This is a genomic window from Paenibacillus cisolokensis (assembly GCF_018403665.1).
GTDB classification, from domain to species: domain Bacteria; phylum Bacillota; class Bacilli; order Paenibacillales; family Paenibacillaceae; genus Paenibacillus_AH; species Paenibacillus_AH cisolokensis.
Window position 1 is genome coordinate 1 of record NZ_BOVJ01000245.1, and the last position, 11892, is coordinate 11892.

An 11892-nucleotide genomic window follows, 5' to 3' on the forward strand; every position below is an offset into this window, starting at 1 on the left:
AGCAGAAACAGCGTACCCACGCAAGCAGAAACAGCGTACCTACTGCAAGCAGAAACGGCATATCCACAGCAGGCTGGGGATGTGGGCAAAATTGCAATTGTGCAGTATTTTCGAGCCATTTTCAACCATCAGAGTAAAATTCTTGCGAAAATACATCTTTTCGTGGCCAAATCCCGCATTCGAGTATGCGGAAGCTTTGAAATATTGTAGAATTGCAGGATTTTCCCGAAAATGAACGAATTCGGGGCCAAATTCTTGTATTTCTGCAGGATTAGTCAAGCCGTATCGTTCAGCCCAGGCGTTTTCCGCCAACAAGATCGAGCGAGAGTAATCGTTGAGGCCGCCATTCGAAGACCAACTATTCGAAGACCCAACTATTCGAAGACCAACTATTCGAAGACGAACAGTCTCGCGGCATTCGATCCGAAGGACGTTCCGCAGGCCATGAAGCTACTTACCCGAAACACCGATCTGCAATCTGCAGACTGTATGCCGCTTTCCCGAAAACACCGAGCTGCAATCTGCAGACTGTATGCCGCTTACCCGAAACACCGATCTGCAATCTGCAGACTGTATGCCGCTTACCGGAAACACCGATATGCAACTGCAGACTGTATGCCGCTTACCCGAAACACCGATCTGCAACTGCAGACTGTATGCCGCTTTCCCGAAACACCGATATGCGGCTGAAAACTGAATGTCGGCTTTTTTTCCAGAAGGCTACTCCGAAGCGCTTCGATAGGCGCTTGGCGAGAGGCCCCGCAGCCGCTTGAAGGCGCGTCTGAACGAATGGGCGCTGTTGTAGCCGACGCTGAAGGCGATCTCTTCGATCGTCAGATCGGATTGGAGCAGCAGTTCGGCGGCCTTGTCCAGCCGGATCCGTTCCAGGCAATCGGACAGATTTTCGCCGGTGCGCTCCTTGAACAGCTGCGAAATGTATTTTTCGGGCCTGCCGACATGCTCGGCGATGCGGTAGAGCGTCAGGTCCGCATCCGCATACCGCTCTTCAAGAAAGCGCCGGATGTCGGCAATCGTCCTGGAATCGCGCTGCAGCCGCCGGTTCGTCACCAGCTCGCAGCAGCTTTCGATGGCGTCGAACAGCTGGATGCGGACCGTATCCAATCCGTCCGACAGCTGGATGCGGACGATGCGGCGCCTAAGCTCCTCCGCTTCCTCCGCGTTCCGGAACGCTTCCTGGGCGAGCAGCTTGAACAGCGTCCCTTTCAGCTCGGCGACGAGCTGCTGCGACATTTCGACGGACAGATCGCGTTCCGCAAGATTGCGTTCCATCAATTCCGCCGCGAGCCGCTGCGCTTCTTTCGCTTCCCCGGCCTTGACCGCATTCATAAGCCGCAGTTCCGCATCGACCGGATAATAGTACGAATCGGTCTGCTGGGCGAGCCGGCGATACCACCAGATGCCCGCTCCGCCCGCCCAGGCGGCGTGCTCGAGCGTCTGCCTCGCTTCGCCGAACGAGCGGGCGACGTCGGCGAGCGTGCGGAAGGCGCCGCCCATCGCCGCGGCCGAGGCGATCCGGTATTCCGCCGCAAAACCGACGATGCCGGCCAACCAGCGTTCCACCTCGCGTTCCGTCCGCTCGTCGGGTTCGTCGGCCATGAGCAGGACGAACGCGATTTTGTCGGTGTCGATATCGGTAGCGAGCAGGCCGTTCCCGGGAACGCCGCCCGCGGCGCCGCCCGCTGCCCCCGTCTCCATCCGCTGCCGAAGCAGCACTCTGGCCGCATGAAGCTCGTCGAAGATGTCGGTGCTATCCATGCCGGCGTAGCCGTTCAGATGAAGAAGACCGACATAGCCGCACCGTCCCGGAAGCGGAATGCCCGATTGCGCGGCGGCCGCCTCAAGCTCTCCTCTGGCGTTGAATTCGCCCCGCAAAAGCCGCTTCGTGAAAGCGTCACGCAGCATCGGCAGCTGATGCTTCAGTTCCTCCTGCAGCGACCGGTTGCTCGATATCAGCTTGGCAATGTTGCCGTGCAAAAATCGTAGTCGTTGACCGGACGCTCCGGCGGCAAGGCGCTGTGATCCCGGAAGATGCTGATGAGCCGGAGGATCGGCGCGGTATGGCGGTAAGCGAGCAGCAAGCAAAGCGCCAGGCCCGCCGCCACCGTCACGGCCGTAACCGTCCAGGTCATCTTCTTGATCACGTTCGCCTCTTCCATGATCGCCCGCTGCGGAACGCCCGCCGCATATGTCCAGCCGTTGTAGGAGGAGCGAACGGTCATCAGCAGGGTACCGTCCCGCAAATAGCGGGCATCCGGGCCGTCCGTACGCCCGCTATTTTGCGTCAGCTTCCCGATGTCGGCTTCCCCGATGCCCGAAGCGGCCAGCGTGCGGCCGTCGCGATCGACGACATACGCCCATCCGCCATACTCGCGGGATATGTTCTCCAGCAGCCGGGATATTTTTTCTGGTCGATAATGACGACGGCGGTGCCGGGCGGATGGTTGAAGCTGTTCAGCGGCAGCGACTGCACAAAGCTGATAACGGACATTTCCTTGCGGGCGCCGACGAACGGCTGCAGCGGGATGACGGTGCGCTGGTGGCTTTGCTCCAATATTTCGGCGATCCACCGCTCGTAGGGCATATTCGCGTAGTGATACAGCTCGTAGTAATGGGAAGGACGATAGTATACCGCGCCTGCCGAAAGAATCGCATCGTAATTGCGGAGATAGACGAAGAAGTCCTCGAGAAAATCGTTCGTCTGCGCGAACCGGGCAATGTCGCGCGACGTCTTCCACAACAGATAGGTGCTGCCGGCATCGGCCGCAACCCGTTCGCCCATAAGCCGGTTCAGATCCTGATGGATGGCGAGCTGGCGCGTAAAGCCTTCCACTTCGGCCATGCGCTGGTCCAGTATCCGTCTTGTCTGGTCCAGCAGCATGCGGCTCGTCTCCATGGAACCGTTCCGGGCCACATCGAGCGACACCCGGTACGAAATCATGCCGGCCGCTACCGGAATCATCAGAATGATGACGTACGAAAGCAGATACTTCCGAAAAACACTCGACATGCCAGTTCGTTTCATCGCCAGTCCCCCTTGGCCCGCCCAAAATAGTAAGCGTTTTCATTTTAGCCGATAAACTTGCCGATGTAAAAATGTAAAAATTCGCCGATTGCAAAAAAACTGCAGATGTACAAGGATCGCCTCTTCTTTTACATTATCCTCAAGCCGTGGCTGTCCCGCCGAAATCATTCCTGCAAGAAAGAGGTGAATCGATCCATTGAAGTCGATGCGGAAAAATTGGGATTTGTACGTGCTGATCGTTCCGGTCATCGTCTACTACATTATGTTTCACTACGTTCCGATGTACGGGGTCCAGATCGCGTTCAAAAACTTCATTGCGTCAAAAGGCATTACGGATAGCCCATGGGTCGGCTTCAAGCATTTCGAGCGATTTTTCAACAGTTATTACTTCGAGCGGCTCATTCTCAACACGCTTGAAATCGGCCTGTACGAGCTGATCGTCGGCTTTCCGATTCCGATCTTGCTCGCGCTGATGATCAATGAAGTCCGCAGCAAATATTTCCGCAAAACGGTGCAGACGGTCACTTACGCGCCCCATTTTTGTCTACGGTCGTCCTGGTAGGCATGCTGTTCATCTTTCTCGATCCGCAATCCGGCTTCATTAATATGCTCATTCGCATGTTCGGCGGCGAACCGGTCTCATTCCTGACCGAGCCGGCGTGGTTCAAGACGCTGTACGTCTTTTCGGGCGTATGGCAGCAGATGGGCTGGAGCTCCATTATTTATTTGGCGGCGCTGACAGGCATCGACCCGCAGCTGCACGAGGCGGCGAAAGTGGACGGCGCTTCCCGGCTCAAACGCATCTGGCATATCAACCTGCCGGGCATCATGCCGACGATCATTATTCTGCTTATTATGAATGTCGGCTCCGTCATGGCGGTCGGCTTCGAGAAAGTGTTTTTGATGCAGAACGACCTGAACCGGGAAAGCTCGGACGTCATCGCCACCTACGTGTACCGCAGCGGGATCGTCGGCGCGCAGTACAGCTTCTCCGCCGCTATCGGGCTGTTCAACAACGTCGTGACGTTCATCCTGCTCGTGATCGTGAACGCCTTCGCCCGCCGGGTCGGCAGCACGAGTCTGTGGTAACCAATCTCCGGAGGTGAATCGGATATGCTGGAAAACGTGAAACGCACCCGTACGGACAAATGGCTCGACTTTATCAACGCCGCGGCGCTGACGGTCGTCATCCTGCTCATTCTGTATCCGCTCGTGTTCGTCGTCGTCGCCTCGCTCAGCGATCCCGTCGCCATCTATAACGATCCGCTGCGGCTGTGGCCGGCCAAGATTAATCTGGAAAGCTACAAAGCGGTGTTCGAGAACAAAGATATTTGGCGCGGATTCGGCAATTCGGTCATGTACACCGTCGTCGGCACGCTCATCAACATCGTCATGACGACGCTGGCCGCCTATCCGCTCTCGCGCCGCCGATTTTACGGCAAATCGGTGTTTACGTTCTTCTTCGTGTTCACGATGTTTTTCTCGGGCGGCCTCATTCCGTCCTATCTGATCAACAAGCAGCTTCATCTGCTCGACACGTTCCTGGTCATGGTGCTGCCGATGGCGATCAGCGTCTACAACGTCGTCATCATGCGGACGTATTTCCAGACGAACATCCCGCAGGAGCTGGAAGAGAGCGCCCATGTGGACGGCTGCAACGACTTTCAGATTTTGTACAAAATCGTGCTGCCGCTGTCGATGCCGATCGTCGCCGTGCTCCTTCTCTTCTACGGGGTCGGCCACTGGAATTCCTACTTCCACGCGCTCGTCTATTTGCAGTCGCGGGATCAGTTTCCGCTGCAGCTCATCCTTCGCGAAATTCTCGTCCAGAACCAGTTCAAAGACATGGTCGGGGCGACGATGGTCGACGAAAAATTTTCGGAGCGGATGGCCGTCATGGAAGGGATCAAATACGCGGTCGTCATCGTGTCCAGCCTTCCGCTGCTTGTCATCTATCCGATGATGTCGAAGTTTTTCCAGAAAGGCATATTGATCGGCTCGCTCAAAGGCTGATCGGCGGCTTTGGTTCCCGGCCTGACGGGCCGCTCTCCGCGGTCCGCTTAACGGCTGAGAATAGATGCATTTTTCCGAAAGACCAATTTTGAATGGGGGAGAGGGAAAAGCATGAAGAAGAAAATGTGGAAGTCGCTGGCCGTCGCGACGGCGCTTGCGACCGCGCTGGCCGGCTGCAGCTCCGGCGGGGAAAGCGGACAGGAGCCGGAAGGAGGCGCGACGGGGCCGAAAGAGATCGGCAATGAAGTCATCACGATCCGGATGGCGAAACGGTCGTTCCCGGACATCGCGCCCGAGCCGAAAGATTTGTGGATGTGGAAGGAATACGAGAAGATGTCCAACGTCAAGGTCGACTGGATCGCCATTCCGGATGCGACGGTTTCGGAGAAGAAAAACTTGATGATGTCGTCGGGCGACTATCCGGAGGCGTTCTTCGGCTCCATGGGCTTCTCCAGCGACGAAGTCGTCAAGTACGGCGCGCAGGGCATTTTTCTGCCGCTTGAAGAGCTGATCGAGCAGCACGCGCCGAATCTGAAAGCGCTGTTCGCCGAATATCCGGAAGTGAAGAAAGCGATTACGGCGCCGGACGGCCATATCTATTCGCTGCCTTACGTCGATACGTCGATCATGGACGCTTCGCTCCGGTACTACATCAACAACGACTGGCTGACTAACCTCGGCCTCAAGCCGCCGGAGACGCTGGACGAATTCACGGAGATGCTGAAAAATTCCGCGACGAGGACGCGAACGGCAACGGCGATCCGAACGACGAATACCCGATGGCTTATCCGGGCAACATCGGCATGTTCGAGCAGCAGCTGTTCGGCAGCTTCGGCATGGGCAACGGCGGGCTGCAAGGCGCGGGACAATGGATATACAAAGATACGGACGGACAAATCAAGCTGATCTTTACGGACGAGAAGTATCGCGAAGTGTGGAAATATATGGCGATGCTGTGGAAAGAAAAGCTGATGCATCCCGAGACGTTTACGAACATGGAGTACGGCAACTGGGTGGCGGCCGGCGCCAAAAGCCAGGTCGGCGTTTTCTCGTGGGTTTCGCCGAGCTATATCGGGGACAAGATGGTCAAAAGCTATATCGGCGTCCATGCGCTGGAGGGACCGGGCGGCAGAGTGCTGAACTGGCTCGACAACCCGGCGCGCGGCACGACATCGTTCATGATCACCGACAAAAACAAAAATCCGGAGCGGACGATCAAATGGATCGACTTCTGGTACGGGGAGGAAGGGGCGAACTTCGGATTTTCGGCAAGGAAGGCGTAACCTACAATATCGTCGACGGCAAGCCGAAATATATCGATGAAATCGCCAATTACGAAGGCGGCCAGCAGCTTGGCGCGCTGCAGTACGTCGACAACGTGTACGGCGGCTATTACCCGTACCTGGAGCCGGATGCCGAAATGCGCCGCACCGTCAAAGGGATGACGATGATGGACGAATTCCGCCAGACGCCGGAGGACGCCGAGAAATACGCGACGGCCGAGCGCTGGCCGAGATTCATGCCGTCCGCCGAGGAAAGCGCGGAGCTGATCCCGATTTTGACGGACATCAACCAGTACATCTCGGAAGCCCGCGTCAAATTCGTCACCGGCGAATGGGATATCAACGGCGCGCAGTGGGACGATTATGTCAAGACGCTGAATCAGATGGGCGCCGAGCGCTATCTCGAAATCAAGAAAGGACAATACGAGCGTTACGCCAACTCGTAACGGGACGGACAGCCGCCGCGGTCGCGCACCGGGCGGCTTTCGTTTTCATGACCGGGAGATACGGGCGTCGGTGAAATGACGGTTTGCGGATATATAACCGGAGCGCCGAGCATAGCGATATAACGGTTGCGGATTTTATAACCGGAGCGCGTGGCACGGTGAAATGACGGTTGCGGAAATCGCGAAGGCGTGTTATTGTGAATGTGTAAACGTTAACCTACAGGCGACAGAACCGAAAGGCAGATTGTGATGCAATCGATAACGATCAAGGACGTAGCCCGCGAAGCCGGCGTGTCGACCGCCACCGTATCCCGGGTGCTGAACCGGAACGGTTACGTCAGCCATGAAGTGCGGCAGCAGGTATTGGCCGTCGTCAAGCGGCTCAATTATCAGCCGAACGCGCTGGCCCGCAGCCTGAAGCAGGAGCGGACAAGGACAGTCGGCATGGTGCTGCCGGACATGACCAATCCCTATTTTATGGCTGTGGCGCGTACGATTCAGCGGCGTCTGCTCGCGCACGGATACCGGCTGTTCTATATGGATTGCGACGAGGACGCCGAACGCGAGCGCGAGGCGATTCGCGTGCTGCAGGAAATGCGGACCGAAGCGGTCATTCTGGCGGGCACCGGCGGCAATGCCGACGCGGTCGCCCGGATGATCGAAGCCGGCCGAACGGTCGTGCTGATCGACCGGACGATCGACGGGATTCGCGCCGATGCCGTAACCGACGACAACGCGGGCGCCGCGGACGAAGCGGCGGCCTATCTGCTCGGCAAGTACGGCCCCCGCTTCGGGATCATTACCGGACCGCGAAGCACGAGTACGTCGCGCGAGCGTGCGGCCGGCGTGAAGCGGGCGTTGGAACGGGCAGGCTGTCCGTCCGATCCCGCGCTGTGGTACGAAGGCGACTACACCCGGCGTGCGGGTATGGAAGCGGGACATTATTTTCTCGGTATGAACGAGCCGCCGCTTGCCGTGTTCTCGTTCAATAACGAGATGACCTACGGCTTCTATCTCGCGATGAAGCAGCGCGGCCTGCCGCTTGACGCGCTTGAAGTCGTATCGTTCGGGGAGCTGGACGCCGCCCCGCTGTTCGAAAACCGGCTGTCGGTCATCCGCCAGCATCCCGACCAAATCGGCGAAGCGGCGGCGGACATCGTCGTCAGCCGTCTGGAAGGCGGAGCGGAGGGCGAGCCCGTGCAGCGGGTAATTATGCCGGCGCTCGAGACGGCTTCCCGCTGAAGAGCGGCATGATGCAACGAAAGGCCGAGTGGCTGAAAAGCCATTTGGCAGCGCTTTGATGTAAACGGTAACACAAGGCGGAGCGATTGCGGAGAAAGGTGCGGGGCGAAGCGTCATGCGGATGGCTTCTCGCGCCGTCTTCTACGCCGGCATCTGTGTCGGCTTCTGAGTCGGCAGTCCCGGCCCCGGCTACGACGCCGGCTTGTGCGCCGGCTGTCCTGGCCCCGGCTACGACGCCGGCTTGTGCGCCGGCTGTCCTGGCCCCGGCTACGACGCCGGCTTCTGAGTCGGCATCTGTGCCGGCAATCCCGGTCTCGGCTACGACGTCGGCATCTGTGTCGACATCTGAGTCGGCTTTCCGCGCCGGCTTCTGCACCGGCTTCCAGGCCGGCATCTGTATCGGCAGTCCAGACCCGGTCGTTCGCCACTTCGCCATCCCTCTTGTGTAATCGTTAACATATCAATCCTAATCCATGGTTTGGAGGTTGCGACTATGATCAAGAAGCATATTGGCAATCGGCTTGTCGGCGACATGCCCAAGATCGGCATTCGTCCGATCGTGGACGGGCGCAGAGGCGGAATCCGGGAATCGCTGGAAGAGGTAACGATGAACATGGCGCGCGCCGTCGCGGAGCTGCTCTCTTCGCAGCTGCGCCACTCGAACGGCTTGCCGGTGGAATGCGTCGTGGCCGACACCTGCATCGGCGGCGTTGCGGAAGCGGCGCAGACGGCGGCCAAGTTCGAGCGGGAAGGCGTCGGCGTGTCCATCTCGGTAACGCCGTCCTGGTGTTACCCGCTGGAGACGATCGACACGCATCCGACGATGCCCAAAGCGATCTGGGGATTTAACGGTACGGAACGGCCCGGCGCCGTCTATCTGGCGGCCGCGAATTCGGCCCATAACCAGAAAGGGCTGCCAACCTTCAGCATCTACGGCCGCGATGTGCAGGATATGGGCGATACGACGATTCCGGCCGACGTGGAGGAGAAGCTGCTGCGCTTTGCCAAGGCGGCGCTTGCCGTCGCCACGATGAAGGGCAAATCTTACTTGTCGCTCGGCTCCGTGTCGATGGGCATCGCGGGATGCATCGCCGACGAACCGTTCTTCCAGCGGTACCTCGGCATGCGCAACGAATACGTCGACATGTCGGAGTTCGTCCGCCGCATCGAGCGCGGCATCTATGATGCCGAGGAATTCGAACGTGCGCTGGCATGGGCGAAAGCGAACTGCCAGCCGGGCCAGGACGTCAATTCGCCGCATCTGAAGCGGAGCGACGAGCAGAAAGAGCGGGATTGGGAAACGGTTGTCAAAATGGCGCTGATCGCCCGCGACCTGATGGTCGGCAACCCGAAGCTGGCCGAGATGGGCTACGGCGAGGAGGCGCTCGGCCGCAACGCGATCGCCGCAGGCTTCCAGGGACAGCGCCAGTGGACCGACCATTTCCCGACAGGCGACTTCATGGAAGCGATTCTGTCTTCCTCCTTCGACTGGAACGGCATTCGGGAGCCTTACATTTTATCTACCGAAAATGATACGTTGAACGCGGTTACGATGCTGTTCGGGCATCTGCTGACCGACGCGGCGCAAATTTTCGCCGACGTGCGCACATACTGGAGTCCTGAGGCGGTCAAGCGGGTAACGGGCAAACAGCTCGAAGGGCGCGCCGCCGGCGGCGTCATTCATCTGATCAACTCCGGACCGGCCGCGCTCGACGGCACCGGCTGCATGACGAAGAACGGCGAACCGGCGATGAAGCCGTTCTGGGAAATTGAGGAGCATGAAGTCGAGGCGTGTCTGAAGGCGACGAAATGGTGCCCGGCGGTCGATTTCTTCCGCGGAGGCGGCTTCTCCACCGATTTCCTGACCAAAGGCGGCATGCCGGTGACGATGGCCCGCATCAATCTGATTCACGGTCTGGGCCCTGTGCTGCAACTGGCCGAAGGCTATACGGTCGATCTGCCGGAGGACATCCATGATGCGCTCGACAAGCGGACCGATCCGACGTGGCCGACGACATGGTTCGTGCCGAACTTGACCGGAACAGGCGCGTTCCGCGACGTCTATTCCGTCATGGCGACCTGGGGCTCGAACCATTGTGCGCTCAGCTACGGGCATATCGGCGCGGATCTGATCACGCTCGCCGCCATGCTGCGCATTCCGGTCAGCATGCATAACGTATCCGCCGACCGCATCTTCCGCCCGAGCCTGTGGTCGGCCTTCGGCACGTCCGATCCCGAATCGGCCGACTATCGCGCCTGCGCCCAGCTCGGACCGCTGTACGGCTGAACCGGATTCTTTCATCTCCGCATCCCGTTTCTCCGGCACAGGAGAAACGGGATGCTTTATCCTCGTACGTACCGAGGGCGCCGTCAGGCGCCTTTTTCTTCGATAACATGCGGCTTCGGCGTGCGGCTTACGCTGCGCTTGCCGTCGATGCTGACGGGCACCTCGCCGACAATGGTGACTCTGCGCACGACGCGATGCTGGTTGCCGTAATCGTTGATCGCATAGTGCTGGGTGGCCCGATTGTCCCATATGACGACATCGCCGACTTCCCAATGCCAGCGGACCGTATTTTCCAATCGGGTAACATAATCCTGCAGAATGGCATAAAGCCGGGCCGAATCGGCTTGCGGCAAACCTAAAATCCGTTTTACAAAGTGGCCGAGCACCAATGTCCGTTCCCCGGTTTCCGGATGGACCCGCACCACCGGATGCTCGGTCTCGTATATCGTCGAAGCGAATACTTCCTTGTGCCGGCGCAGCGCATCTTCCGACGGCTGCAAATGGCGCGCCGCATAATCGTAATCGTTCGTGTGCAGCGCCCACAGTCCGTCGGCCAAGCTGCGCAGACTGGGAGGGAGATGCTCGTAGGCGGCTGCAGTATTGGCCCAGACGGTATCGCCGCCTGCTTCGGGAACGACAACCGCCCGGAGAATGGATGCCTTCGGGTAAGCGTCGATGAACGTGACATCCGTATGCCAGGAATCCGCGCGTCCTCCGCCATGAGACGAATCGAGCTCCATAATATAATCCGTTCCCTGTCTGACAGGCACTGTCGGGTGGGCGATCGGCTCGCCGAACAGCCGGGCGAACGCTTCCTGCGATGCGTCGTCCAGATGATGCTGTCCGCGGAAAAACAACACTTTATATTTCAGCAATGCTTCCCGAATCTTGTTGAATTCCGCAGCCGGCAAATCCGCCGAAAGACGGATGCCCCTGATTTCCGCGCCGATTCTGCCGGCCACAGGGTGAATGCTGAACGGTAATGCGCCTCGATCGTTCACAGCAGTTTCGCTCATAAAAAATACCTCCCATATAAAATTATAGTAAAGACCCGATTCCGGCGAACAAAGCGGACTAACGGGACGTTTACCCGTACCCCGGACCGACCGCCAACGAAAAAACGCCATACTCGGCCGAAAGATTCCTGCCGGACATGGCGTCTCTAGTGGTCTAGTCAACACACGTAAATCATATTAAACAACTCGGATATATAGAATTAATCACATCATACTTTTGCGAACTTTTGGCGTCAATACTTTTTCAAAAATTTTTGTGTTGACATTTGCCGCGGATGACGTAATATAATTCATTGTAATCAAATCGGATTAATAAAAAACTATCATATTCCGTCGACCGGTTTACTGGAGACACAGCCGCAGCTTGCCATGCTGCCTGTGTCTTTTTTTGTTTTAGGAGGGGAGCGAAACGATGTCCTGGTGGGGATATGTCTGGCGTCGCCGGTACTTGTATTTGATGATTGCGCCGGCGATCGCATACTATGCCATTTTTCATTATCTTCCGTTGTACGGGGCGATCATTGCGTTTAAAGATTTCAATATTGAGCCTTTTGCATAATTT

Annotated in this window: 13 protein-coding genes and 1 pseudogene; 8 read left to right on the forward strand and 6 right to left on the reverse strand. The window is 58.0% G+C overall.

The annotated features are described in order from the left end of the window. A partial coding sequence (locus PACILC2_RS25290) for a hypothetical protein (RefSeq protein ID WP_213531735.1) occupies positions 1–210 on the forward strand: 210 nt, incomplete at its 5' end. Between the two features lie 510 nt (positions 211–720). Here the strand turns inward: PACILC2_RS25290 and PACILC2_RS25295 are convergent. The 3 genes from PACILC2_RS25295 to PACILC2_RS25305 are packed head-to-tail and all read right to left on the reverse strand — an operon-like array spanning position 721 to position 3043. Beyond that, on the reverse strand, positions 721–1995 hold the full coding sequence (locus PACILC2_RS25295) for a helix-turn-helix domain-containing protein (RefSeq protein WP_213531737.1): 1275 nt from the start codon (positions 1993–1995) through the stop codon (positions 721–723). Then, positions 1971–2261 carry a hypothetical protein gene (locus PACILC2_RS25300; protein WP_213531739.1) on the reverse strand — a complete coding sequence of 97 codons (291 nt, stop codon included), beginning with the start codon at positions 2259–2261 and terminating at the stop codon, positions 1971–1973. Before PACILC2_RS25300 ends, PACILC2_RS25295 begins: the two co-directional genes overlap by 25 nt. Positions 2262–2302: 41 nt before the next feature. Beyond that, a complete protein-coding gene (locus PACILC2_RS25305; protein WP_213531741.1) occupies positions 2303–3043 on the reverse strand; it encodes a hypothetical protein in 741 nt (246 codons plus the stop codon). Positions 3044–3248: 205 nt separating this feature from the next. On the opposite strand from PACILC2_RS25305, the pseudogene PACILC2_RS25310 reads away from it, so the two are divergent. The 6 genes and pseudogenes from PACILC2_RS25310 (at position 3249) to PACILC2_RS25335 (ending at position 8027) form a co-directional block, all read left to right on the forward strand. Next, a pseudogene (locus PACILC2_RS25310) lies at positions 3249–4132 on the forward strand (ABC transporter permease). 24 nt (positions 4133–4156) lie between these two features. After that, the gene (locus tag PACILC2_RS25315) at positions 4157–5056 is read left to right on the forward strand and encodes a carbohydrate ABC transporter permease (RefSeq protein WP_213531744.1); all 900 of its coding nucleotides are present in this window, start codon (positions 4157–4159) and stop codon (positions 5054–5056) included. 111 nt (positions 5057–5167) lie between these two features. Further along, the gene (locus tag PACILC2_RS25320; protein ID WP_213531746.1) at positions 5168–5962 is read left to right on the forward strand and encodes an extracellular solute-binding protein; all 795 of its coding nucleotides are present in this window, start codon (positions 5168–5170) and stop codon (positions 5960–5962) included. Continuing rightward, positions 5893–6339 carry a type 2 periplasmic-binding domain-containing protein gene (locus tag PACILC2_RS25325; protein WP_213531748.1) on the forward strand — a complete coding sequence of 149 codons (447 nt, stop codon included), beginning with the start codon at positions 5893–5895 and terminating at the stop codon, positions 6337–6339. The genes PACILC2_RS25320 and PACILC2_RS25325 overlap by 70 nt, the downstream gene beginning before the upstream one ends. Then, positions 6276–6785 (forward strand): type 2 periplasmic-binding domain-containing protein, encoded by a 510-nt coding sequence (locus tag PACILC2_RS25330; RefSeq protein WP_213531750.1) that lies wholly within the window; start codon positions 6276–6278, stop codon positions 6783–6785. The genes PACILC2_RS25325 and PACILC2_RS25330 overlap by 64 nt, the downstream gene beginning before the upstream one ends. A gap of 249 nt (positions 6786–7034) precedes the next feature. After that, entirely contained in the window at positions 7035–8027 is a 993-nt protein-coding gene (locus PACILC2_RS25335; RefSeq protein ID WP_244863856.1) for a LacI family DNA-binding transcriptional regulator, read from the forward strand. Here PACILC2_RS25335 and PACILC2_RS25340 read toward each other — a convergent pair. After that, positions 7996–8463 carry a hypothetical protein gene (locus PACILC2_RS25340; RefSeq protein WP_213531754.1) on the reverse strand — a complete coding sequence of 156 codons (468 nt, stop codon included), beginning with the start codon at positions 8461–8463 and terminating at the stop codon, positions 7996–7998. The genes PACILC2_RS25335 and PACILC2_RS25340 overlap by 32 nt on opposite strands. A gap of 57 nt (positions 8464–8520) precedes the next feature. Between PACILC2_RS25340 and PACILC2_RS25345 the strand changes: the two genes are divergently transcribed. Next, positions 8521–10314, forward strand: a complete 1794-nt coding sequence (locus tag PACILC2_RS25345) for an L-fucose isomerase (RefSeq protein ID WP_213531755.1) — start codon at positions 8521–8523, stop codon at positions 10312–10314. An 83-nt stretch (positions 10315–10397) separates the two neighbouring features. On the opposite strand, the gene PACILC2_RS25350 is transcribed toward PACILC2_RS25345, so the two are convergent. Both PACILC2_RS25350 and PACILC2_RS29060 read right to left on the reverse strand, forming a co-directional pair. Further along, complete coding sequence (locus PACILC2_RS25350) at positions 10398–11330, reverse strand: TauD/TfdA dioxygenase family protein (RefSeq protein WP_213531757.1); 933 nt, start codon at positions 11328–11330, stop codon at positions 10398–10400. Between the two features lie 244 nt (positions 11331–11574). Continuing rightward, positions 11575–11892, reverse strand: a 318-nt coding sequence (locus PACILC2_RS29060; RefSeq protein ID WP_213531759.1) for a hypothetical protein, incomplete at its 5' end; no start/stop codon positions are given.

Coding starts and splice junctions, on each gene's coding strand:
- PACILC2_RS25345 (WP_213531755.1), top strand. CDS start 8,521: ATGATCAAGAAGCATATTGGCAATCGGCTTGTCGGCGACATGCCCAAG.
- PACILC2_RS25325 (WP_213531748.1), top strand. CDS start 5,893: ATGGGCAACGGCGGGCTGCAAGGCGCGGGACAATGGATATACAAAGAT.
- PACILC2_RS25340 (WP_213531754.1), bottom strand. CDS start 8,463: ATGGCGAAGTGGCGAACGACCGGGTCTGGACTGCCGATACAGATGCCG.
- PACILC2_RS25305 (WP_213531741.1), bottom strand. CDS start 3,043: ATGAAACGAACTGGCATGTCGAGTGTTTTTCGGAAGTATCTGCTTTCG.
- PACILC2_RS25315 (WP_213531744.1), top strand. CDS start 4,157: ATGCTGGAAAACGTGAAACGCACCCGTACGGACAAATGGCTCGACTTT.
- PACILC2_RS25320 (WP_213531746.1), top strand. CDS start 5,168: ATGAAGAAGAAAATGTGGAAGTCGCTGGCCGTCGCGACGGCGCTTGCG.
- PACILC2_RS25335 (WP_244863856.1), top strand. CDS start 7,035: ATGCAATCGATAACGATCAAGGACGTAGCCCGCGAAGCCGGCGTGTCG.
- PACILC2_RS25330 (WP_213531750.1), top strand. CDS start 6,276: ATGGATCGACTTCTGGTACGGGGAGGAAGGGGCGAACTTCGGATTTTC.
- PACILC2_RS25350 (WP_213531757.1), bottom strand. CDS start 11,330: ATGAGCGAAACTGCTGTGAACGATCGAGGCGCATTACCGTTCAGCATT.